Annotated in this window: 19 protein-coding genes; 11 read left to right on the top strand and 8 right to left on the bottom strand. The window is 40.0% G+C overall.

Annotation, left to right across the window (positions count from 1 at the left end; all coding sequences use genetic code 11):
- Positions 1 to 115 precede the first annotated feature (115 nt).
- Together CXF93_RS02060 and hemL are read right to left on the bottom strand one after the other, a co-directional pair.
- Complete coding sequence (locus CXF93_RS02060) at positions 116 to 793, bottom strand: TIGR04219 family outer membrane beta-barrel protein (RefSeq protein ID WP_101060642.1); 678 nt, start codon at positions 791 to 793, stop codon at positions 116 to 118.
- 383 nt (positions 794 to 1,176) lie between these two features.
- A complete protein-coding gene (gene hemL, locus CXF93_RS02055) occupies positions 1,177 to 2,460 on the bottom strand; it encodes a glutamate-1-semialdehyde 2,1-aminomutase (protein ID WP_101060641.1) in 1,284 nt (427 codons plus the stop codon).
- Between the two features lie 191 nt (positions 2,461 to 2,651).
- On the opposite strand from hemL, the gene CXF93_RS02050 reads away from it, so the two are divergent.
- The 4 genes from CXF93_RS02050 to CXF93_RS02035 all read left to right on the top strand — a co-directional run bounded on the left by CXF93_RS02050 (position 2,652) and on the right by CXF93_RS02035 (position 8,480).
- Entirely contained in the window at positions 2,652 to 3,347 is a 696-nt protein-coding gene (locus CXF93_RS02050) for a DUF6776 family protein (RefSeq protein ID WP_101060640.1), read from the top strand.
- 208 nt (positions 3,348 to 3,555) lie between these two features.
- On the top strand, positions 3,556 to 3,888 hold the full coding sequence (erpA, locus tag CXF93_RS02045; RefSeq protein WP_036336781.1) for an iron-sulfur cluster insertion protein ErpA: 333 nt from the start codon (positions 3,556 to 3,558) through the stop codon (positions 3,886 to 3,888).
- A 267-nt stretch (positions 3,889 to 4,155) separates the two neighbouring features.
- Positions 4,156 to 5,250 (top strand): efflux RND transporter periplasmic adaptor subunit, encoded by a 1,095-nt coding sequence (locus CXF93_RS02040; protein ID WP_101060638.1) that lies wholly within the window; start codon positions 4,156 to 4,158, stop codon positions 5,248 to 5,250.
- Positions 5,250 to 8,480: an efflux RND transporter permease subunit gene (locus CXF93_RS02035; protein ID WP_101060637.1), complete on the top strand. Its 3,231-nt coding sequence runs from the start codon at positions 5,250 to 5,252 to the stop codon at positions 8,478 to 8,480. Before CXF93_RS02040 ends, CXF93_RS02035 begins: the two co-directional genes overlap by 1 nt.
- A gap of 75 nt (positions 8,481 to 8,555) precedes the next feature.
- On the opposite strand, the gene CXF93_RS02030 is transcribed toward CXF93_RS02035, so the two are convergent.
- Positions 8,556 to 8,981: a DUF423 domain-containing protein gene (locus tag CXF93_RS02030; protein WP_101060636.1), complete on the bottom strand. Its 426-nt coding sequence runs from the start codon at positions 8,979 to 8,981 to the stop codon at positions 8,556 to 8,558.
- A 416-nt stretch (positions 8,982 to 9,397) separates the two neighbouring features.
- Here CXF93_RS02030 and CXF93_RS02020 point away from each other — a divergent pair, with 416 nt between their 5' ends.
- Positions 9,398 to 9,649: a sulfurtransferase TusA family protein gene (locus tag CXF93_RS02020; protein WP_101060634.1), complete on the top strand. Its 252-nt coding sequence runs from the start codon at positions 9,398 to 9,400 to the stop codon at positions 9,647 to 9,649.
- 32 nt (positions 9,650 to 9,681) lie between these two features.
- Positions 9,682 to 10,749, top strand: a complete 1,068-nt coding sequence (locus tag CXF93_RS02015; RefSeq protein ID WP_101060633.1) for an AI-2E family transporter — start codon at positions 9,682 to 9,684, stop codon at positions 10,747 to 10,749.
- Between the two features lie 105 nt (positions 10,750 to 10,854).
- Here the strand turns inward: CXF93_RS02015 and CXF93_RS02010 are convergent, their stop codons facing one another.
- Both CXF93_RS02010 and phhA read right to left on the bottom strand, forming a co-directional pair.
- Positions 10,855 to 11,196 carry a 4a-hydroxytetrahydrobiopterin dehydratase gene (locus CXF93_RS02010; protein ID WP_101060632.1) on the bottom strand — a complete coding sequence of 114 codons (342 nt, stop codon included), beginning with the start codon at positions 11,194 to 11,196 and terminating at the stop codon, positions 10,855 to 10,857.
- A 65-nt stretch (positions 11,197 to 11,261) separates the two neighbouring features.
- Positions 11,262 to 12,098, bottom strand: coding sequence for a phenylalanine 4-monooxygenase (gene phhA / locus CXF93_RS02005; RefSeq protein ID WP_101060631.1), 837 nt, complete (start codon positions 12,096 to 12,098; stop codon positions 11,262 to 11,264).
- Between the two features lie 226 nt (positions 12,099 to 12,324).
- On the opposite strand from phhA, the gene CXF93_RS02000 reads away from it, so the two are divergent.
- On the top strand, positions 12,325 to 13,749 hold the full coding sequence (locus tag CXF93_RS02000; protein WP_101060630.1) for a PLP-dependent aminotransferase family protein: 1,425 nt from the start codon (positions 12,325 to 12,327) through the stop codon (positions 13,747 to 13,749).
- A gap of 158 nt (positions 13,750 to 13,907) precedes the next feature.
- A complete protein-coding gene (locus CXF93_RS01995) occupies positions 13,908 to 14,180 on the top strand; it encodes a hypothetical protein (RefSeq protein ID WP_101060629.1) in 273 nt (90 codons plus the stop codon).
- Between the two features lie 10 nt (positions 14,181 to 14,190).
- Here the strand turns inward: CXF93_RS01995 and CXF93_RS01990 are convergent, their stop codons facing one another.
- Positions 14,191 to 14,769: a type II secretion system protein gene (locus CXF93_RS01990; RefSeq protein WP_101060628.1), complete on the bottom strand. Its 579-nt coding sequence runs from the start codon at positions 14,767 to 14,769 to the stop codon at positions 14,191 to 14,193.
- Between the two features lie 417 nt (positions 14,770 to 15,186).
- Between CXF93_RS01990 and CXF93_RS01985 the strand changes: the two genes are divergently transcribed.
- From CXF93_RS01985 to CXF93_RS01975, 3 genes are read left to right on the top strand one after another with little or no spacing between them, the layout of a single operon-like run.
- Positions 15,187 to 15,879, top strand: coding sequence for a response regulator (locus CXF93_RS01985; RefSeq protein WP_101060627.1), 693 nt, complete (start codon positions 15,187 to 15,189; stop codon positions 15,877 to 15,879).
- A gap of 54 nt (positions 15,880 to 15,933) precedes the next feature.
- On the top strand, positions 15,934 to 16,962 hold the full coding sequence (locus CXF93_RS01980) for an HD domain-containing phosphohydrolase (RefSeq protein ID WP_101060626.1): 1,029 nt from the start codon (positions 15,934 to 15,936) through the stop codon (positions 16,960 to 16,962).
- Between the two features lie 26 nt (positions 16,963 to 16,988).
- On the top strand, positions 16,989 to 20,252 hold the full coding sequence (locus tag CXF93_RS01975; protein WP_232784064.1) for a hybrid sensor histidine kinase/response regulator: 3,264 nt from the start codon (positions 16,989 to 16,991) through the stop codon (positions 20,250 to 20,252).
- 182 nt (positions 20,253 to 20,434) lie between these two features.
- On the opposite strand, the gene CXF93_RS01970 is transcribed toward CXF93_RS01975, so the two are convergent.
- Together CXF93_RS01970 and CXF93_RS01965 are read right to left on the bottom strand one after the other, a co-directional pair.
- Positions 20,435 to 20,860, bottom strand: coding sequence for an Rrf2 family transcriptional regulator (locus CXF93_RS01970; protein WP_101060625.1), 426 nt, complete (start codon positions 20,858 to 20,860; stop codon positions 20,435 to 20,437).
- Between the two features lie 11 nt (positions 20,861 to 20,871).
- Positions 20,872 to 22,050 (bottom strand): methyl-accepting chemotaxis protein, encoded by a 1,179-nt coding sequence (locus CXF93_RS01965; RefSeq protein ID WP_232784063.1) that lies wholly within the window; start codon positions 22,048 to 22,050, stop codon positions 20,872 to 20,874.
- Positions 22,051 to 22,376: the final 326 nt, after the last annotated feature.

Here is a 22,376-nt window from a genome sequence, read left to right as displayed (position 1 = left end):
AGTAATAAAGTAATAAAGTAATAAAGTAATAAAACTAAAAACGGCGAGCCTAATGGCTCGCCGTTTATCTATTTGTCTTCGTCATTCATCTTATTATTTAAAAGATGAATGGTATTTAGAAGTGACCTTCTAAACCAACAAACACACCATCAATTGTTGCATCTGCTTTCACGTCATCAACTTTAAAGTCAAGCTGTTGAATACGGTAACCCGCACGGATAGACCAATCTAGTACATAACCTGGGTTTAACATGAAAGCCAAGCCAATTTCAGCATCGCCGTATACATCGCCGGTGATACCAATGGCATTTACCATTGCGAACGCTTTAAGTGGGAACATTGGCAGGCCAACTTCACCATAAACATAACCCATAGGTAATGGACCTGAGAATGACACATCAGTACTACCATCTTCGAAAGTACCGTTCAGTTGACGCCATGTAACACCGGCATCAAGTGATACAATGTCATTGTCTAGGAATTCATAGTACAGGGTGAAATCAACCGTTTTTAAGTTAACATTTTCGTTCGCTGAAGAGCCTTCAACATCTACATTCGAGAAGCTTAGTGCTGCATTTGGAATTAATGGAATCGGGTGTTCCACTTTCACATACATACGGTAGTTGTAAGTATCTTCATAACCAGTAGCTGCAAGATCATTGCCTTTGTAGCTAAGGGTACCATCAACACCTGATTGCCATACGTCCGCACCAAAATAGGTACCAATAACATCAGCCATAACGTTGTTTGAAAGACCGGTAAGAAGAGTTAGTGCAAGTAGTTGTTTTTTCATAATGAGTCCATGTTCATCTATGTAATTATTTTGCGCAACAGTAACAGCAAGCGTCTTTGGTTAATAAGTATTAGACATTTATTCATTAAATCCTAATGCTATCAACTCACTGTTAATACTTTCGGCCGGTGCGGCAAAAAGTTTAGCGCTAATATTAGTTTTTATAAAACCATTGATATACGGTTATTTTTGTCGGCTATTATACATTTTGCAGTTAAATTATCATGTTTAATACGTTATTTATGGCATTTTAACCAAAGTAGTTGAACTTATTTTTGCCTAGTACTTTTACGAGGTAAAAAAAAGGCACAAAAAAGCCCTAAGATAGGGCTTAATTAAATCATGAAAATGGTACTTTCATCATACTTTTAACGGTGGAATTGTTACGCTAGTTTAGCAAAACAACGTTCAGCAGCTGCAATTGTTGCTTCAATATCTGCCGCGGTATGCGCAGTAGATAAGAAACCGGCTTCAAATGCTGATGGTGCAAGGTAAACACCTTCAGCCAACATCAGGTGGAAGAACTGCTTAAAGCGTTCTGCGTCACATTTGAATACGCCTTCAAATCCAGTGATTTCAGCTTGGTCAGTAAAGAAGAAACCAAACATACCGCCCACATAGTTTACCGCTAGTGGGATGTTTTGACGTACTGCGGCGGCTTTAAGGCCTTCAGCTAGTTGCTTAGTGCTGGCACTTAATTGCGCTGCCACTTCTGGTTTGTCAATTTCGTTTAATGCCGCTAAACCAGCCGCCATTGCAATTGGGTTACCTGATAACGTACCAGCTTGGTATACCGGACCTGTTGGCGCTATGTATTGCATTATTTCAAGTTTACCGCCAAATGCGCCCACTGGCATACCGCCACCGATCACTTTACCTAATGTCGTTAGGTCTGGTTTTACTTGATAGAGTGCTTGTGCACAACCTGTTGCAACGCGGAAACCTGTCATTACTTCATCAAAGATAAGTACCGCATTGTATTTATCACAAATAGTACGTAGACCTTGGAGGAAACCGTCTTGTGGTGGAATGCAGTTCATGTTGCCCGCAACTGGTTCTACAATGATGCACGAGATGTCTTCTGGGTATTCCGCAAATAATGCTTCAACAGATGCTAGATCATTGAACGTTGCTGTTAATGTGTGTTTAGCAAAGTCAGCAGGGATACCTGGAGAGCTTGGTTGACCTAATGTCAATGCGCCTGAACCAGCTTTAACCAGTAGCGAGTCTGCATGGCCATGGTAGCAACCTTCAAATTTTAAGATCTTGTCACGATTAGTGTAACCACGCGCTAAGCGGATCGCACTCATGGTAGCTTCTGTACCAGAGCTAACCATACGGATCTGTTCCATTGATGGCACCATAGATTGTACTTTTTGCGCCATGATCACTTCGATTTCAGTCGGTGCGCCAAAACTTAAGCCATTTTCAACAGCAGCAAGTACTGCAGATTTGATTGCAGGGTGGTTATGACCCAAGATCATCGGACCCCAAGAACCCACATAATCAATATAGGCTTTGCCGTCTACATCATAGATACGCGCGCCTTCGGCACGTTGAATAAAGAGTGGGCTACCACCAACGCCATTAAATGCGCGCACTGGTGAGTTAACGCCACCAGGAATAATTGCTTGAGCTTGCGTGAAAAGTTGGCTTGATTTTGACATCTGCAATCCTTTTATCTACTGTCTGGGACTAATTATGAAGAAAATTTCAGGCGCTCATTATACCTGTTCATTGGTTTAAGCGTAGATTTTTTACATTTTTAGCGACTTACATTTAACTTGTCTTTGTTTTCATCGGCAGAATCGTTAAAATAGCGCTTTATTTTTATCCATCCTCACGACAAAAGGCCGACATGCTTAAGTTTATTAAACCACGTTACATCGTGTTATTGGCGCTCGCTATATTATTGGGTTATGGTTTTTCTTATCTGAAAGGCATGGAGTCAGCAGCAAAAATAACCATGAAAGATGATGAAATTGCACGCCTTAATACCGCCTTTACAGAAACCAGCAAGGTGAAGGCGCAAGTTGAAGTGGAACTGCAAACCTCACAGATTCTGGTAGACCAGTTGACTGAACAACAACGTATTTTGTTTAATGAAAATGCCGAACTAAAACGCGATCTCGTTTTTTATCAACGTATCATGGCGCCAGAAGATGTCATTAATGGGGTTAAATTAGAGCGCCTGACATTTATTCCCGAAGTTAGTGAAGACTATTACTTTGTGCAAATTGTACTGATGCAGGTAGAAAAGAAAAAACGTCACATCCAAGCCAGCGCAGATTTGGTGTTTTATGGCAGTGAAGAAGGTGAACCAGTGGAATATCGTTGGAGTGAGCTGGTGGATGAAAAAGAGCAAAAGCTAACATTTTCATTCCGTTATTTTCAAACGATAGAAGCATCGATAAAATTACCACTAGGCTTTGTACCAGAACGTGTTGCATTTATTGGTCGGGTAAAGGGTAATCGTTGGAATTCAGGTCTGCATTTAAAACAAAACTTTGATTGGCGTGCTGTATTGCAAAGCAGTGACGCGATCTCGGGTTAATAAAGGCCGATTATCGACATCAGTGATTAACAGTCGAAAACGATAGTTGACTGAATTAGTCAGGTATTAGATAATTGAATGTATAAATCGAGTTTAAGTGAGATCAGATATGGAACTATTTACAGACGTTGGTGCAACTCAGGCTGACAATAACGAGATTGTTGAACAAGCTGTTACACCTGTTGCTGTGGAAGCAAGTGTAGATGATATGGCATTACCTATTTATTTTAGTGATAACGCTGCAGCACGAGTGAAAGAATTGATCACAGAAGAAGAAAATCTAGCGCTTAAATTACGCGTGTATGTTACTGGCGGTGGTTGTTCTGGTTTCTCTTATGGTTTTACTTTTGATGAGAAAATTAACTTTGGTGACACTGTTATCGAAAAGAACGGTGTAACCATGGTAGTTGATTCTATGAGTCTGCAATATTTAGTTGACGGCACCGTTGACTATATTGATGGCCTAGAAGGTTCACGTTTCTTAGTGAACAACCCGAACGCAACAACAACCTGTGGTTGTGGTTCAAGCTTCTCAATTTAAACGTTGGCTTAATCTAAGCCTTGGTTTTAATTAAAAATAGTGTCCGTACTTAGCTATTGTTAAGTACGGCATTTTTTTATGTCATTTCTCATAGTACAGTTAATTCCTTCCCTCATTCCCTGTTAGCTCTTTTTATTATAAAGAAATTAGTGCTTCTAGCTTATTTTTTAATGTTTGTGACCGATCGTCTTATTTTATATTATAACCATTCCTATCTTGTTAAATATGTTGCATCATAGTTACTCAATTATGCTCAAAGGAATGATAATGAATCACTTCACTGCGCTGGCTATTGTTAAAAAGCCATTATTTCAAGCATCGCTGATTGCGGCTGCCTTTATGTTATGGATGACAACTGGCACGACTGGTGGACAAGGTGAGCAAGCAGATAATGCCACTAGCAACACGGTTGTGGCTAAACCTATCCCACAAGTACGTACTCAGCAGTTTGATGCACAGTTGGTCGCTCGTTCCATTTCTCTTTATGGCCGTACGGCAGCCGATCGTGAAACCAATCTTGGCGCTGAAATCGCTGGTCGGGTAGAGGCAGTACTGGCCAAACGCGGTAGTTTTGTCAATAAAGGTGACATTATTGTGCGCATGGAAGAAAACGATCTGCCACAGTTATTGCAGCGTGCTAAGACTTTATATAAACAACGTGAAATTGAATATGAAGGCGCAAAAAAGCTTGCCGCCCAAGGTTTTCAAGGTAAAGCCCGGTTAGCGGAAGCGGCGAGCGCACTCATGGATGCTTCAACCAATGTCTTCACTATTAAATTACAGTTAGAAAAAACCGTCATTATTGCGCCTATTTCCGGTATTTTGAATGAACGTCATGTCGAAGTCGGCGACTATTTAGCCAAAGGTGATCCGATTGCCACTATCGCCGATATTAATCCACTGATTATCAAAGCGGATGTCACCGAGCTTGATGTTACCAATGTGCAATTACAGCAAGTGGCTAAGGTGCGCTTGGTCAGTGGCCAAGAGATCACAGGGAAAGTACGTTACATTTCTCGAGTCGCAAACGCCGCAACCAATACTTTCCGTATCGAAGTTGCAATTGATAATAGCGACTTAACGCTGTCAGCAGGTGGTAGTGCCGAGCTGTCGTTACCATTACGTCAAGAATGGGCAGTGAAGTTATCCCCATCCACGCTGGCCTTGGATGAAGAGGGTGTTATTGGGGTTAAAACCGTCGTTGATAAACACGTGGTATTTACCCCTGTCGATATTCTTAAAGCAGATGCTCAGGGATCTTGGTTAACAGGGCTAGGCAAACACCCTGAAGTGATTACTGTTGGCCAAGGTTTTGTACGCGCGGGTGATAAAGTTGATACCGTATTAACGAGGGCGCAATAATGAACGGTATTATTACTGCTGCGTTAAATCATAGCCGCACCGTTATCATGTTACTGCTGCTTATTTTAATTTCTGGTAGTGTTACTTATCTTAATATTCCCAAAGAAGCGGAACCGGATGTGCCGATCCCGTTTATTTACGTGTCAGTTAATCACCATGGTATTTCCCCTGAAGATGGTGAGCGGGCATTATTGCGACCGTTAGAACAAGAACTCCGTGGTATTGATGGTCTCAAAGAAATGACCTCCACAGCCAGTGAAGGCCATGCGTCTATTAAGCTGGAATTCCATGCTGGTATTGACAGTAATATAGCCTTAGCCAGCGTGCGTGAAAAAGTCAGTTTAGCCAAAGCGCAATTACCGGATGATTCTGAAGAGCCTGTGGTCAAAGAGATCAGCATGGCGACGCAGAAACCCGCGCTGACAGTGATCTTGTCGGGTGACGTAGCAGAGCGTGCCTTGATTAGTGTGTCACGGGACTTAAAACAAAAAATTGAAGCGCTCACCGAAGTACTGGAAGTCAGTGTCGGTGGCGATCGCGAAGACATGATTGAGATCTTAGTCGACCCGTTATTAATGGAAAGCTACAACCTAGATCAAAACGATATTTATAACCTTATCTCGCGTAATAACTTGCTGGTGGCAGCGGGTACATTAGACAGTGGTCAAGGCCGTTTTCCGGTTAAAGTACCCTCGGTATTTGACTCGTTAAAAGACGTACTCGATTTACCCGTTAAAGTCGATGGTACGCGTGTTATCACCTTTGGTGATGTCGCTGAAGTACGTCGCTCATACAAGGACCCTGTATCGTTTGCCCGTATTGATGGTCAAGCTGCGGTATCACTGGAAGTGAAGAAGCGACCGGGTGAAAACATCATTGAGACGGTTGATAAGGTCAAAGCCTTAGTCAATCAAGAAAGTGCGTATTGGCAGGGGGTGATCAAAGTTGATTTCACCGCCGACAGTTCTGAAGACGTAAAAGACATGCTCGGGGATTTGCAAAACAACGTACTGTCAGCGGTCATATTGGTTGTTATTGTTATTATCGCGAGCTTGGGTGCACGTAGTGCCTTCCTCGTTGGTATTGCTATTCCAGGGTCATTTTTGGCGGGTATTTTGATGCTGGCCATGTGGGGTTATACCATTAATACCGTGGTGTTATTCGCCTTGATCATGGCGGTAGGTATGCTGGTGGATGGCGCGATTGTAGTGACCGAATTTGCTGACCGTGAAATGAATGAAGGCCGCAGTAATAAAGAAGCTTATGGCCTTGCGGCGAAACGCATGGCTTGGCCGATTATAGCCTCGACAGCCACTACATTAGCGGCATTTGCGCCGTTATTGTTCTGGCCGGGGATGATGGGCGAGTTCATGAAGTTCTTGCCGTTAACCCTGATCACCACATTAAGTGCGTCGTTAGTGATGGCGCTGATCTTTGTACCGACACTGGGTGGTATTTTTGGTCGTCGCCGCAAGCTGTCAGTATTAGAGCAGAAACAAACTGAAATTTCTGAAACAGGCGATGTGACCCAGATGCCGGGCATGACTGGCTGGTATATTAAAGTGCTGAATAGCGCGATTAAAAAACCTTGGTGGTGTTTAGGTGGCGCAGTACTGTTTTCTATTTTGGTGATTAAAGCCTATGGCGTTTATGGTCAAGGTTCGGAGTTTTTTCCCAATGTAGAACCGCCGGGATTTAATATTATCGTGCGCTCGCAAGGTGATTTATCTATCTATGAGCAAGACGTGTTAATGCAGCAAGTCGAAGCTAAATTGCTGGGTATGCCTGAGATTGAAACACTTTATGCACGCACAGGTAAAAGTGATCAAAACGGCGAACAGATAGGTTCGTTACGCGTTAACTTAGTTGATTGGCAACTGCGCCGTAAAGCCGATGAGATCATCGCTGATATTGTGGTGAAAACGGCGAGCTTAGCGGGTATCGAAATTGAAGCCCGTAAAGATGAAAGTGGTCCGCCGCAAGGTAAAGACTTACAGCTGGAGTTAAGCTCACGTTATCCGGAGTTATTAGAACCAACATTGGCGAAAATTAAAGACTTTGTGGCGACGCAGGGTATCTTTACCAATGTCAGTGATAATAGCGCCAAACCAGGTATCGAATGGCAGATTAAAGTCGATCGCGCTGTTGCAGCCCGTTACGGTGCCGATGCTTTGTTAGTGGGTAACAACGTCCAATTTGTGACAACTGGTTTACGTCTTGGCGGTTATCGCGCCGATGATGTTGATGACGAGATGGATATTCGCGTGCGTTTCTCTGAGCAATACCGTCACATCGACCGATTAGAAGACCTACGTTTGAAAACAGCGGCAGGGCAAGTACCATTAAGTGTGTTCTCAACCTTAACGCCAGAGCAGAAAAAAGACGCGGTGCGTAAAGTGGATGGTCGCCAAGCACTGAAGATTGAAGCGAATTTATTGCCGGGTTATAACTTAAATGAGCAACTGCCGAAGTTAATGGGCTTGATGCAGGCGCTTGATCTCGACCCACGCGTGGCAATTCGCTTACGAGGTCAAAACGAAAACCAACAAGAATCAGCTGAGTTCCTTAAAAATGCGCTGTTAATTGCTTTAGCGGTGATGGCAATTATCTTGGTCACCCAGTTTAATTCTTTCTATCAAGCGTTCTTGATTTTAACCGCAGTGATCTTTTCTACTGTGGGGGTATTTCTCGGCTTGATGATAGTGCAAGAGCCGTTTGGTATCGTTATGTCTGGGATCGGGGTGATCTCGTTAGCTGGCATTGTGGTGAATAATAATATCGTGTTAATCGATACTTACAATGTACTCAAGCGCGAAGGTCTGACTGCCGTTGACGCGGTATTACGTACTGGCGCGCAGCGTTTACGTCCAGTAATGTTAACGACTATCACCACAATCTTGGGTTTGATGCCGATGGTACTGCAGATGAATGTCGATATTGTTAATCGCAGTACCACCTTTGGCGCGCCATCAACACAATGGTGGTCACAATTGGCCACTGCGGTTGCGGGAGGGTTAACCTTTGCGACGGTACTGACGTTAGTATTAACACCCTGTATGTTGGTATTGGGTGACCGCTTAAGTCGACGTTTGCATAAAAACGAATCTGCTGTTGATGTGACTGACGTGACAGTTAATGACGATGTCAGTTTTGATGATGATCAGCATGTTGCTTATTCTTCAGAAAAGCAAGACTCTGCGACATTGACTGTGAGCCGGTTAGATTCGTAATTACGACGCTAAAATAAAAAACAGGTGCTAATTTAGTACCTGTTTTTTTGTCTTAATTCATATTGATGATAACAATTATTTAATCTTACACGCTCGCCAAACTAGTAATAGCCAAGATAACATCAAACCACTGCCACCCGATGGGGTGATGTTACTTAACCACTTCTCGCCCGTTAATGCATATAAAATCAAACTGCCACTAAACAACATAATGCTGGCTAATTGTAATCCGGCAACCCAATTAAAACGTCCTTCTGGAAATTTATTATCTAACAGCGCCAAAAATAAAATGCTCAAGGTATGAATAAATAAATAGTCTCGCGCGGTGGCAAAGTTAGCCACGCCGTTATTCAGTACCAGCTGTGAATGCCATAAATGCGCCCCCAATGTCCCGATGAGAATATTGCTAAACATTAACATTGCACAGGTTATTAGAAAAAATTTAATCTTGGTGCTGGTGCTGGTGCTGGTGCTGGTGTTATTGATATTGCTGTTCTGCATTGTCTGGTTACCTTCATAAGTCGAAAGACTTAGCTTGTTGTTATGCGTCATAGTTATTTTAAAAAATGTAATAAGGCTGTCATTTATCTTACATTTTTTGTTCATGTTAATCACACATCTTTGTCATATTTCACCTAGCATCGGTTACAGCTTCTAAAAGATTCAATCCACTTTTATTAAATAGCGAAAAATAACGGTTAATCTTTGGGTTAACCGTTATTCTATATGCAATTGTATTACTCATTCTGCCCTTGATTTCCTCCTTGCAGTATCTACTTCATATTCAAACCGTAAGCTTGTTGTGTATCAATTGAAAACAGTTGATAATGGCTCGAAATTTCTCGTCGGGCATTTTACTTGGCCTATAAGCTTAATCTTTAGCTACATTTTTTAGCTTTAAAAAGCAGGTAAATACAATGCAGCAATTAGACCTAAGCGCCTACACTTGTCCTTTACCACTGATTAAAATAAAACTCTGGTTAAAGCAAGCTGAGCTAGGCACTGAAATTATCGTATTACTGACCGATTCAGGTTCTCGTCAAGATATACCTAAATTTTTAACCAGTCTTGGTCAAACAGTTGTTGAGTTAGATAATTCGCCATTAATGTTACGTATTAAGGTGACCAAACTAACCCCACACTTATCGCTGACACAGCTCAGTACTTAATAATAAATACAATTTTAAGGCAATCACAATTTATGATCTCTGTTGTATCTCGTTGGTATCAGGAACGCTTTTCTGACCCACATGCAGTCACTTTATTCTTACTCTTAGTATTTGGCTTTTCGGTTATTTATTTCGCTGGTAGTTTAATTACCCCCTTCTTAGTGGCTGTGGTTTTAGCTTATTTATTGGATTGGCCATTATTGCAGTTAATGCGTTTGGGGATATCAAGGACCTGGGCGACAGTGATCATTTTACTGCTGTTTGTCACCATGATGGTGATGCTGACGTTAGGCTTAGTGCCAACGGTATGGCATCAGGGGGTAACGCTGGTTAAAGCAATGCCAACTATGCTTAAGCAAGGTCAAGAATTCTTATTGATGTTACCACAAGAAAATCCGGATCTTTTTAATGCAGACTTGATTAAAACGGCATCGATAGCGGTTCAGGACCACGTCGTGAGTTCAGGTGAAATGATAGTAAGTGCTTCGTTTGCCTCTTTATTTGATTTGGCTGCGATCCTAATTTATTCAATTTTAGTGCCTTTGTTAGTGTTCTTCATGCTCAAAGACAAGCGTATTTTGGTAACTGCCTTGGTGAGTATCTTGCCGCAGAATCGTCGTCTGGCGATGGAAGTGTGGACCGAAATGAACGGCCAAATTGCCAATTATATTCGCGGCAAAGTATTTGAAATTATCATCGTTGGTTTTTGTACTTGGTTGGTGTTTTTCTTTACTGATTTACAGTATGCTGCACTGCTTGCAGTATTGGTGGGTTTCTCGGTATTAATTCCTTATATTGGCGCTGCAGCGGTGACTGTACCTGTGATGTTAGTGGGCTTGTTTCAGTGGGGTCTAACGCCTGAGTTCACTTATATGATGATAGCGTACGGTATTGTGCAAGCACTGGATGGCAACTTGTTAGTACCGCTGTTGTTCTCGGAAGCGGTGAACCTGCATCCTGTGGCGATCATCATGTCGGTATTAGTGTTTGGTGGTCTGTGGGGATTCTGGGGTGTGTTCTTCGCTATTCCATTAGCAACCTTGGTGAAAGCGGTATTTAATGCTTGGCCGAAACGCGGTGATATACCAGCTGAAATTTAATTAGACTAGACTAGACAAGAACAGAACAGTCTAAACAAGAATAGCCAAGCTATAAGCAGCCCGTGAATCTAAATTGTTACTTTAGGTCACGGGCTGTTTGTGTATTTATTCAGCCAGTAATGCATCTGTCTTTGCTGCGCAGACAAAATCATTCTTATGTAAGCCTTTAATACTGTGCGACCACCAAGTGATCGTCACTTTGCCCCATTCAGTTAATAAAGCCGGGTGATGGCCTTCCATTTCTGCCATTTCTGCTACTTGATTAGTAAAGGCGATAGCTTGTTTGAAGTTTTTAAACTTAAATTCACGCTCTAATTGCATGATGTTGTCACGTACTACTACCACCCAATTAGGGATCTGATTTACTAATACAGCTAACTCTGCATCGCTGACTTGTGGTGCATCGGCGCGACATGCTTGGCAATTTTGTTGGTTTAATTCAGTCATGATTTGCTCTCGTCTTATGTTTTTAAATTAGGTTTTAATTAGTTTTTATTCGGTCTATTCTGATTTTAGCAAGCCGCATCTTCTTTCGGCGCGTAAGCCGACGGTTTCATGCCTAATATTTTAGCTTCTTTGATCAAGGTAATTAAATCGAGCTTAATGAGTTGCTGTAAGTCTGCTAGCTGATCAATCACAAAGTAATTCTTTTGCAGTTCATCAATACGGTAATGAGTACGAAATGCCTCGATCACTTGCAGTGGTTGGCGATTGGGAATATCGCTTTCTAAGCTGTAACAAGTTTCTTGTTTCGACGACAAAATACCACCACCAAATATCTTCAATCCTTGCTGACTCTGCATTAAACCAAACTCAATGGTAAACCAGTATAAACGTGCCAGCATAGGGCGGTCGGCTTTGTCGGCTTTTAACCCTAGCTCACCGTAATGCTGAGAAAAATCAGCATAAGCTTGATTGGTTAGTAGCGGGCAGTGACCAAACAATTCATGAAAAATATCAGGTTCTTGAATGTAGTCTATGTCTGCTTTGGTACGAATGAAAGTGGCCGCAGGAAAACGTTTATTCGCTAATAATTCAAAAAAGCGTTCAAAGCCAATCAAAGCGGGCACGTTCTCAACTTGCCAGCCGGTTAATTTTTTTAACTTACGATTGATATCCGGTAATTGTGGAATGCGCTCAGCACCCATTTGCAGTAGTTCAATACCCGCAATAAATTCATCACAGGCACGGTTTTTAATAATCTCGGTTTGGCGGTTATATAAAGTTGCCCAAGTACTGTGTTCCTCATCGCTATAATTGATGAACCCGTTGTGATCTGGTTGGCGTGAAACATATTTTGTTTTCGCTGCTATGGCCAAATTAGGTTTAATAGCTAAAGATGAGTTCATAATTACTTCCTAGTGCTGTGTTGTTCAATTGATATTAGCTTAACCTTAATTAAATATGCAGTACAGATTCAATAAAATGATAAATAAACCAGTACAGTTATGTTAATCTGTCACTGTACTGGTGAGTAATTTTATAAACTGTACTGGTCTATTACACGCATATTACTTGCCGGTTATTTATCGATGATTGATTTATTAAAAATAATGATAAAAGTAGCTAACACCAATGACTAAAGTATTGTTATATCAGCAAATAGCCGACGACCTACGCGATCTGATTAATCAGGGCGTATATTTACCGGGTGATAAGTTACCGTCGCTTAGAGCCTTGTCGGTAAAGCGACAAATGAGCATCGCCACGATACAAAGGGCGCTTGAAGAACTTGAGATTGTTGGACTTATTGAAGCTAGGCCAAAATCGGGTTATTACGTGTGTTTTAATAACCGAACTGATGTTGCGATTGAACTGCCTAGCATTACCATGAAACCCAAGTCGGTGAAGATCCATGAACTCGCCAGTCAGATATTTCATCAATGTGGTGAGCCTGATGTGATTAACATGGGCACGTCATATCCGTCGAGTGATTTTATGCCAACGCCAGCATTACAAAAAATCGCTAACCAAGTGATTAAGCATCACATGGCGGATATTGTTGAAGTACAGTTTTCGGCTGGTAATGCGGTATTGCGTGATGTATTGGCCAAGCGCATGAATGAATCCGGTTGTCAGGTATCGTCAGACGATATCATTGTCACCAATGGCTGTTTAGAGGCCTTGTCGGTGTGCTTGCGTGCCGTTGCTAAACCGGGCGCAACCATTGCTTTAGAGTCACCGGGTTTTGTTGGTTCGCTGCAGTTAATTGAATCGTTAGGTTATAAAGCGCTGGAGATACCTTGTCATCCGGTTACCGGCATGAGCCTTGAAGCGTTAGAGTTAGCGTTAGAACAGTGGCAAATATCGGCGGTATTAGTGGTGCCGAGTTACAGTAATCCACTGGGTTCGTGTATGCCTGAAACGAATCGTAAACAGCTGGTGGAGCTGTTATCAAATAAAGATATTCCATTAATTGAAGATGACTTGTTAGGGGATTTATCCTTTGATGGCTCACGTTTGAAACCCTGTAAGGCATTCGATAAAAAAGGCATGGTGCTGTATTGCTCGTCGGTATCAAAAACTATAGCCTCGGGGTTACGTGTCGGCTGGATCGCGCCGGGGGCGTATTACAAAGAAGTGTCTTATTTTAAGACGTTCACTAATATTAGCGCGCCACAATTTTCGCAGATTGTCGTGGCGCAGTTTTATAATAGTGGGAAGTATGAGCGTCATCTTCGGCAATTAACGGCTAAGATCGCCAAACAGGTGTATCAGATCCAGTCGTTAATTCGCCAACACTTTCCCGAGGGTACGCAAGTCTCTAATCCGCAAGGTGGCTGTATTTTGTGGGTGGTATTACCCCAAGGTATTGATGGTCATCAACTGCATCTTAAAGCTATTGAGATGGGCATTGGCATTATTCCGGGGCAGTTAAGCAGTGCTACGAATAAGTTTGACCACTGTATTCGGATTAATTGTGCTTGCGACCCTAAAATAGATATGCAGGGCAGTATCAAGGTATTAGCTGATATAGCGCAAGGTATTTTGGCGGGGTAAGGAATTTGTTACTTTACCCATCAATCTGCGAGGCGTTATAATAACCGCGCACTGAAATAGAACAGGGATATGTTTTAACAGTTACGTTGCTTGAATTTAAGCAGTCCCCGTTTATTTTTTGTTGGCCTTTTTATCGGCCAAAAGTGTGAGTAAAAGCCATGAGTCAAAAACCGAATCTTTCTACCGCTATGACTAATTTAATTACCGAAGTACGCGGCGTGTTTCCTTTCTATGAACCTGAATCGAGTATTTGTGGTGATTCGTGTGAAGGTTGTCCGAAGAAATTATTGGAATTAGTCGATACTGAACTGTGTTATTGGGAAGACCAAGTTAAGCATGGTACTGCGCCGACTTTTGATGAATTAAACCGCGTCGGTAAACTGTGTAAGAATGTACGACGCGGCTTGAAACGTAATGGCTTGGTTGATTAGCAATACTGGCTTAGCATTCATTTGTTAACACGGCAATAGATACTGGTACTATTGGCTTTGTTGGATCATCAGGTATTTTATTTGTATAATTAACTTGGCATTTGAAGCGCACACCCATTGAATCACGGTCACTACTGAACATAATGTAAAGGATGCCGTTATATGAATCTTTAGATACATAAAATGGCGCAGCCTTATTATCTTTGTATGCTACAGCAGCAGTTACGCTATCGATTTCTAGCCAAGCTTGAAGCTGCTCATTAATGATCTTTAAATTAGTTTGTCTATTAATGGTAAGTGTAGGGTAACCATTGTATATCGGGACTTTAGTACCATTAATTGTTATTTCAGCTTTACCTGTAGTTTTACCTTCGATGGCTGCTTTGGCATAAACAAGCTGCATTGCACTTTCCATTGTTCCTTTTACGGCTTCTAATGTCGCTGCTTTTGAATCGGCTCTTAGATTGATGAATTTAGGTACAGCTGTTGCGGCTAATATGCCAAGTACTACAATCACTATGACTAATTCAATCAGGGTAAAGCCGCGGCTCTTTGCATTGCTGCTATTAGTATGTGTATTTTGCGACATAAATCCCTGTATCAATTATCTTATTAATAGGATTTATCTTATTTCATTTTGCATGGACGACAAGGTAAATGTGGCAGATTGTTTATAAATAGTGCAAATCATTTGCATATATAAAATATGATTTTAATTCATAATATACTTAATTTATTGTTAGCGTTAACAGCCTTTTGTGAGCTGATGTTCTAGTGGTGTAGATGATACTTTTGGGGACGAGGATTGGAGTTTTGGCAGGTAATCAATAAACGAGTAATCAATCACGCTATAGGTTTTAATGAATGCTATGAACATGGACTGTCAGCTGACTAGGCATCTTTTTAGTTGGAAAAAAGTTATCTTACTGTTGAACCAAGGCCTCAAGTTATATAATGTAATTCTGATTGTCAGTTTTCATGCGGCCTAACTAAAACTAGGATTTGTATGCATATAAGACACTCATTACGTTCTATTCTGCTCGTTGATGATATAGCAGATAACATCCAAATTTTGAACGGTGTTCTAAACGCTGAATATAAGATACTTGCCGCAACAAGTGGCAATAAAGCATTAGCTATAGCAAGGCAACATCCTCAACCTGATATGATTTTACTTGATGTTATGATGCCTGAAATAGATGGCTTTGAAGTTTGTCGATTACTAAAAAAAGACCCTGTCACTAAGCATATCCCTATAATTTTTGTCACCGGAAAAAGTGAAGCTGTAGATGAATTATTAGGGTTTGAGTTGGGTGCTGTCGACTACATAACGAAGCCATATAATCCTGCCATTGTAAAAACAAGAGTTAAAGCCCATTTCTCTCTGTCGGTGCAAAATCATCACCTTGAAGACCTCGTGAAAATGAATCACGACAACATCATTACTCGTGAAGAGATGATAGCCTTAAATAACATATTTTTGGGCGAGGCTAGTTGTAGATGTACACTCGATATACTGCAAAGCTATGTCCACAATAATACCAAAATAAGTGCTGATGTAGCATCTATAATACAAAGTTTTTCATTATTAAATAATGACGATAAACAACAAGTGACTCATCTTATAGAAACACTACACATTGGAGATGAAGATGAAAAAGATAAAATCTCGGATTTTTTCGGTTTAGATCGTAGCTGAGTAAGTGGATTTTGATGACACTATTCAACAATATAATTAATACAAAGGATTTTCATGCACATAACACCCTCATTAGGCTCTATTCTGGTCGTTGATGATATAGCGGACAACATTCAGATTTTAAATGGTTTTCTTAACCTTGAATATAAGGTGCTAGCCGCAACAAGTGGTCATAAAGCCTTAGCTATTGCACAACAATATCCCCAACCAGATATGATTTTACTTGATGTTATGATGCCTGAAATAGATGGCTTTGAAGTCTGTCGATTACTTAAAAAAGATCCCGCAACTAAGCATATTCCGGTGATTTTTGTCACCGCCAAAAGTGAGCAAGTAGACGAATCATTAGGGTTTGAATTGGGCGCTGTTGACTACATAACTAAGCCATATAATCCAGCCATTGTAAAAACAAGGGTTAAAGCCCAGTTATCTCTGTCGGCGCAAAATAATGACCTTGAAAACTTAGTCAAAGCACGAACACATGAGTTAGAGAGTACCAGAAAATCCATTATAAATATGCTAGGTAAAGCTGCTGAATATAAAGATAACGATACCGGCATGCATGTCGTTAGAATGGCTTTATATAGCAAATTACTTGCAGAAAAAGTCAGTGAAGATAAAGCATGGATTGATTTAATATATAATGCGGCTCCTATGCATGATGTAGGTAAAATTGGCATTCCCGATGCTATTTTATGTAAACCTGGAAAACTTGACGCCCAAGAATGGGAAATCATGAAAACCCATGCTGTTGTTGGTGCACAGATATTAGATGGAGAGAAATCCAGCTTATTAGTGTTAGCAAAAGAAGTCGCATTGTATCATCACGAAAAATGGAATGGTTCGGGTTATCCGCATGGATTATCTGGAGAAAATATCCCGCTGTCTGCGCGCATCGTGGCGCTTGCCGATGTTTTTGATGCTTTAACCAGTGAACGTCCTTACAAAAAAGCTTGGCCAATTGAAAAGGCGGTTCAATTAATCAAGGAAGAGTCTGGAGAGCACTTTGATCCGGATTTAGTGATCCACTTTTTAAATTACCTGCCTGAGTTTGAAGAAATAGCAGAAAATAATCGCAATTAATTACACACCACAGTAGAGAAAATAAAGTGGCTATTTCTTTAAACAATTCAAACAATTCAAACAATACGAGCATCATGTTCGGCTTTATTAGCGTCATATTGCTGCTTGTTGCAATTGCTCTAGCGGGTGCTTTAAACCTCAATAAATTAACAACCGCAATTGACCAGTACGCAAAAACGGAGGCGTTCTTACATGCACTGGATACTGCCCGTCTTTCAGAACTTATTTATACCCGAGATGGTTTAGAGCGAGATGCCAAAAAAGCAACGGATAATATTGAAATAGTATTGTCTTTGGCTAAGTCATTTACTAAAAGCAATGACTCAGGAATAGTAAATACTGAACAGTTATTAAAAATAGCTCATAAATATCAAATAGATTTTGAACGTTACGTATTGTTGACTAAAGAATCTCGTCAAAAGCGCAACGATATGGTTAATTCAGCAACATTAGCAAACGGCAGTGCTCAAACCCTGAACATGATGCAACGCAAAAATATCGATTTCGATAAACAAGATATTATGCGATTTAGGCTAGAAACTGATGCAATAATGAAAAATACGAGGAGTGCTTACCAATTAGGAATCCTTCTTGAAAGAGCTATGGGTATTAAAAATAATTTATTGCTCTCAAATAAAAAGCCTAACCTTGAACGTCTTGGAAAATGTATCGATAAAATCACCTCTCTTATCAAAACCTTGAAAGTAGATGTGAAAAATAATGCAAGCTTCAACACTCTTGTGGAATTAGAGTCTCAATCAACTAAGCTTAAAGCACTTTTTAAACAATTAGAAAATCTACATAATTATGTAGAACTGACTATCAATACGCCATTAATTATTGATATAGATAAACAAATTTTGCTACTTACTGAACTCGATTTTGATTTGCGAACTAATGAAAAACGTATCCTTGAATCAACCTTTGAACTCAGTGACAAATCTCAAGATTTAATGTTTCGAAGATTAGTCCTGGCTGAACAAATTGATGTTTTATTGAGTAATATAACTATCGCTAGACAACTTGATAAAGAGCTTTCGTCAGCACGTAATCGAGAAACTCGATACTCATTGTATAGCCGAATTCAACAATTATTAACTTTAACCAAAGCTAAAGTTGAAATTATTGCCTCTTCACTGATAGAGCAAGATGAGAAACTCGCCTTCCATGAATTTTTACCCAGCATTGAACTTTACCTCAGTGATTTTTTGACGTTAGCGAATGTTAAAGAACAAAGATTGGCATTGATAAATGACATGAATGAGTCGGCCCTAATGGCCAATGATATTTTGTTTGATTTTCGTGAGCTCAAGTTTGAAGAAATGGCCGATTCACGAAGTTTAGCGAACAAAATGTCTATTTTGTCTATTTTCTTTTTAATCGGCATTGTATTACTTGGCTATGTGATTCGCCGTACGCAAACATCGTTAACCAACTTAACCCAACAATTGGGGATAGCGGCAGAGCAAGCCAAGAATGCAGAACGAGCGAAATCATATTTTTTAGCTAATATGAGCCATGAAATAAGAACCCCAATGAATGCCATTATCGGCATGAGTTATTTAGCGCTAGAAACAGCATTAAATCCTAAACAACAGAATTACATTGGTAAAGTAAATCGTTCTGCTAATACTTTACTTAGGATTATTAATGATATTTTAGATTTTTCTAAAATAGAAGCCGGTAAATTAGCCATTGAAAAAATTGAATTTAATATTGTTGATCTTATCGATGATGTGGCAGACATCATCGGCGTTAAAGCACAAGAACAGGGTTTAGAATTACTATTTGATATTGATAGCACTCTACCGACCAGTTTTATTGGCGATCCCTTACGGTTACAGCAAGTACTGGTAAATTTAGGGAGTAATGCGGTTAAATTTACTACCGAAGGAGAAATCAAATTAAGCTTTACATGCCAAATGAACGAAGGCGATAAAATCGTACTAATTTGTAATGTACAAGATACTGGTATTGGTATGACAGAAGAGCAAATTAAAGGTCTATTTGCTGCATTTTCTCAAGCTGATACCTCGACCACCCGAAAATATGGTGGTACCGGTTTAGGCTTAGCAATTTGCAAAAGATTGACGCACTTAATGCAAGGTGACATATCCGTAACCAGTGAAGTTGGTGTTGGCAGTTGCTTTTCATTTTTCGTGATACTTGAGCGTTCAAAAATATCGCCATATCTCCTAGATGAAATACCGACAGCATTAGACAATAGTAAAGTATGCGTTGTTAACGACAATGAGAGTGCAGAACAAACAGTTGAACAGCAGTTGCTAGGCGCTAGTTTTTTATTGGTTGAAGATAATGACATTAACCAAGAGCTCGTTTATGAAATACTAACAAGCAAAGGGATTTACGTAACCATAGCCAATAATGGCAAAGAAGCGATTGCATGTTTAGCTAATCAAACTTTTGATTGCGTGCTTATGGATTGTCAAATGCCAATAATGAATGGTTATGACGCGACAGAAATAATAAGAACGGATGACTCTTTACGGTTGCTACCTATTATGGCTATGACCGCAAATATCATGGAAAAAGATTTGGAAAGAGCTAAAGCATGTGGCATGGATGACGTGATTGCTAAGCCAATTAACATTACTGAAATGATGACGACGCTTGCTAAATGGGTCAATATAAAACAACCGGACGCACTTAAACTACCTGAGCTTGCAGCTGGTACCGGGCTTACCGTAAAGCATGTAGAAAACGAAATGAACATTACCGGCCTTGATCATGCCATGGGATTATCTTGTGCTAATAATGATATAACCCTTTATTACAAATTACTGGCTAGATTCTCAAGCAAATATGCTAAAAAGCATGATGATTTGGCTTTGTCTGAGTTAGATTCTAGTGAACAGCAACTCTTTATCCATACTTTAAAAGGTCTTGCAGGAAACTTAGGTTTTTCTACAATCTATCAACTTTGCCAGATCGTCGAAAAGTATAAAGGTACTGAAGAATCAAAAAATGACCAGTTGCATACTCTTGAACAAATGTTAGAAGATACATGTATAAAACTAAAACAATACTTTCAAGAGTGTGAGTTTAGCCTTGCTGGTACTCCAATTAACCAAGGTGAAAAACAAACGCAGAATCGGTTGGTTATAGACAGCATCAAGCAAGCGCTAAGAGCTTCAGATACTGTCGTTATTGATTTAGTAGAAAAGTATTCAGCCGATGAAATCGGCTTATCTATATCTGATTATCAAATGTTAATTAAGCATGTGAATAATTTTGATTTTGATGAGGCATTAACATTTTTTGATGGTTAATTATTTTTTTCTTAAAAGAATAAATGCCAATACGTTACTTTGTATCAGTGGAAAATATAGCCCATAACTAGACTCTATATTGGCTCGTTGCTAATAATAACGAGCCACATTAGGCTGACATCACTGGATCAACGTTTATTACAAACGGTGTGACAGACTCTGTTTCATCGTAAAATTAAATATTATCCCTCTACAATGTGGATAATATCTTGCTTGTTCGCAACTAAATCATTGAGGTGATAACTATCCATCACACTTAAAAAAGCATCCATTGATTTTGATAATGCTTTCTTTAATTCACAAGATGGAAGTAGTCGGCAATTAGATGTATTGCAGTCTATGCCATCGAGGTGATTTTCTAAATCTCTGATCACCTGTCCTATATTAATTTCATCTTGTGGTTGAGAAAGTGCAATACCACCATTTTTTCCCCTAATCGCGGTTATATACCCGTGTTGTTTTAATTTAGCCGAGACTTTTACCATATGATTTTGGGAAATATTATGTAACTTTGATATTTCCGGCACACTACTCAGTTGACCTGCAGGTAAATCGGCAAGATACATCAGTGTGCGCAGGCCTAAGTCTGTAAAGGTAGTAAGCCTCATGGTGATTATCCTTATTGGGTTTTAAACGCGGCCAGTTGATTGACAATATTATCAGAGACTTCGTTAAGACGCTTACTTTGTGTTTGCAACTCGTTACAATCCTCTGCATTTGAATTGGACAAGGTTTTTAATGCCTGTATTTCATGAGAAACATCAACTACAAGTTTGTGAATGTAACGGATATCAACGTTATCTGTAACCTGACCTTGGCTTTCTTTTTGGCCAATTAAATTCAATATGCTGTCAATATTATCACAGGCGGTATTGATTTCTGCCTGACTGTTTTTCGAATGAGATGAAAGATCACTCAGGTTGTTTGATTGCACTTCTATCTGCTCGCCAGCTTGCAGTACTGCCGTCGAAATACCGTCAATAATCTGATTGATTTGATCTAAGCTGCTTTGAGTTGACATCGCAAGCTGCCTAACTTCATCTGCCACGACTGCAAAACCGCGACCGTGTTCTCCGGCTCGTGCGGCTTCAATGGCGGCATTTAATGCTAATAGGTTAGTCTGATCGGCCAAATTGTTGATCACCGATACCACGCCACCAATAGACTGTACTTGTTCTGATAGTAATTCAAACTTACCGCTTAGGTTTTCACTGCTGCTGACATAGGTTTCTAGCATATCAGCCATATTGCTCATGGCTTCATTTGATAACTGTAATCCTTCTCTGGTATGACGAACCTGTACCTGAGTTTGTTCTGCTTTGGTTTGTAATGTTAAAGAATGCTCATCTAATATTTCAAACTGCTGGGCAATATTATCAACGCGTTGATCTTGAGTTTGAATACGCTGTGCAATATCGCTGGTTTTTGACGTCAGCGTATTTGCAATTTCATCAGATGTAATGGCTTGAGTTTGGATATCTATTAAGGCACCTTTTACATTGAGTCTAAATGAATTAATAACATTTAATACTTTACCCATTTCACTGTTGTAGTCACTGTTGACCTGACATTCGACCGACAGATCTTTTTGTTCAAATGCGCGCATGTAATCAGTAATTTTATGTAGGGAGTCGACCCCCCAGAATTTCTCATCAAGATCATGAATAATAAGTAAGAAAACGACAACATATTGTAATATCTGTGAATACAGTTGCTCAGTAAAAAAGAGGGCATTAATGAATAGTGAAATAGCGCCTAGCCAATGAATCAGTCTCATTCTTAGAAAAAGTGAGTGCATAATGAATTCCGTTATAAGTGCGTGGTAGGGGACAGTGATAATAATTCGGAGGTGTGTCATGCAAGAAACTTTGCTTATTCACTTTCGCAGCTGGCAGAACTATATTTGATTCGTTAGGCAAGCTTCTATTATTCATACTGAATATGAGGTGCATATTACATAAGTTGTATTTTATATACAACTTATAGGAGTGATTAAATTTAAAGGGATTTAATCTCGAGTCGTTGATTTTATCTTCTATGATGGTGTAAGGATCATTTATTTCGAGGTGTATAGCCTTTGACCACCGCGATGAGAGATGCAGAGATATTTGGTATATTTACGTT

The sequence above is a fragment of the Moritella sp. Urea-trap-13 genome, assembly GCF_002836355.1.
Classification (GTDB): Bacteria; Pseudomonadota; Gammaproteobacteria; order Enterobacterales; family Moritellaceae; genus Moritella.
Note: the sequence above shows the minus strand (reverse complement) of the source record. Positions and strands in the feature narration are given on the sequence as shown.

Excerpts from the sequence above, each read along its gene's own strand:
- CXF93_RS02040 (WP_101060638.1), top strand. The coding sequence starts at position 4,156 with ATGAATCACTTCACTGCGCTGGCTATTGTTAAAAAGCCATTATTTCAA.
- CXF93_RS02020 (WP_101060634.1), top strand. The coding sequence starts at position 9,398 with ATGCAGCAATTAGACCTAAGCGCCTACACTTGTCCTTTACCACTGATT.
- erpA (WP_036336781.1), top strand. The coding sequence starts at position 3,556 with ATGGCATTACCTATTTATTTTAGTGATAACGCTGCAGCACGAGTGAAA.
- CXF93_RS02060 (WP_101060642.1), bottom strand. The coding sequence starts at position 793 with ATGAAAAAACAACTACTTGCACTAACTCTTCTTACCGGTCTTTCAAAC.
- CXF93_RS02050 (WP_101060640.1), top strand. The coding sequence starts at position 2,652 with ATGCTTAAGTTTATTAAACCACGTTACATCGTGTTATTGGCGCTCGCT.
- CXF93_RS02015 (WP_101060633.1), top strand. The coding sequence starts at position 9,682 with ATGATCTCTGTTGTATCTCGTTGGTATCAGGAACGCTTTTCTGACCCA.
- CXF93_RS01980 (WP_101060626.1), top strand. The coding sequence starts at position 15,934 with ATGCACATAACACCCTCATTAGGCTCTATTCTGGTCGTTGATGATATA.
- CXF93_RS02000 (WP_101060630.1), top strand. The coding sequence starts at position 12,325 with ATGACTAAAGTATTGTTATATCAGCAAATAGCCGACGACCTACGCGAT.
- CXF93_RS01990 (WP_101060628.1), bottom strand. The coding sequence starts at position 14,769 with ATGTCGCAAAATACACATACTAATAGCAGCAATGCAAAGAGCCGCGGC.
- CXF93_RS01970 (WP_101060625.1), bottom strand. The coding sequence starts at position 20,860 with ATGAGGCTTACTACCTTTACAGACTTAGGCCTGCGCACACTGATGTAT.
- hemL (WP_101060641.1), bottom strand. The coding sequence starts at position 2,460 with ATGTCAAAATCAAGCCAACTTTTCACGCAAGCTCAAGCAATTATTCCT.
- CXF93_RS01985 (WP_101060627.1), top strand. The coding sequence starts at position 15,187 with ATGCATATAAGACACTCATTACGTTCTATTCTGCTCGTTGATGATATA.
- CXF93_RS02030 (WP_101060636.1), bottom strand. The coding sequence starts at position 8,981 with ATGCAGAACAGCAATATCAATAACACCAGCACCAGCACCAGCACCAGC.
- CXF93_RS01995 (WP_101060629.1), top strand. The coding sequence starts at position 13,908 with ATGAGTCAAAAACCGAATCTTTCTACCGCTATGACTAATTTAATTACC.
- CXF93_RS02010 (WP_101060632.1), bottom strand. The coding sequence starts at position 11,196 with ATGACTGAATTAAACCAACAAAATTGCCAAGCATGTCGCGCCGATGCA.
- CXF93_RS01965 (WP_232784063.1), bottom strand. The coding sequence starts at position 22,050 with ATGCACTCACTTTTTCTAAGAATGAGACTGATTCATTGGCTAGGCGCT.
- CXF93_RS02035 (WP_101060637.1), top strand. The coding sequence starts at position 5,250 with ATGAACGGTATTATTACTGCTGCGTTAAATCATAGCCGCACCGTTATC.
- phhA (WP_101060631.1), bottom strand. The coding sequence starts at position 12,098 with ATGAACTCATCTTTAGCTATTAAACCTAATTTGGCCATAGCAGCGAAA.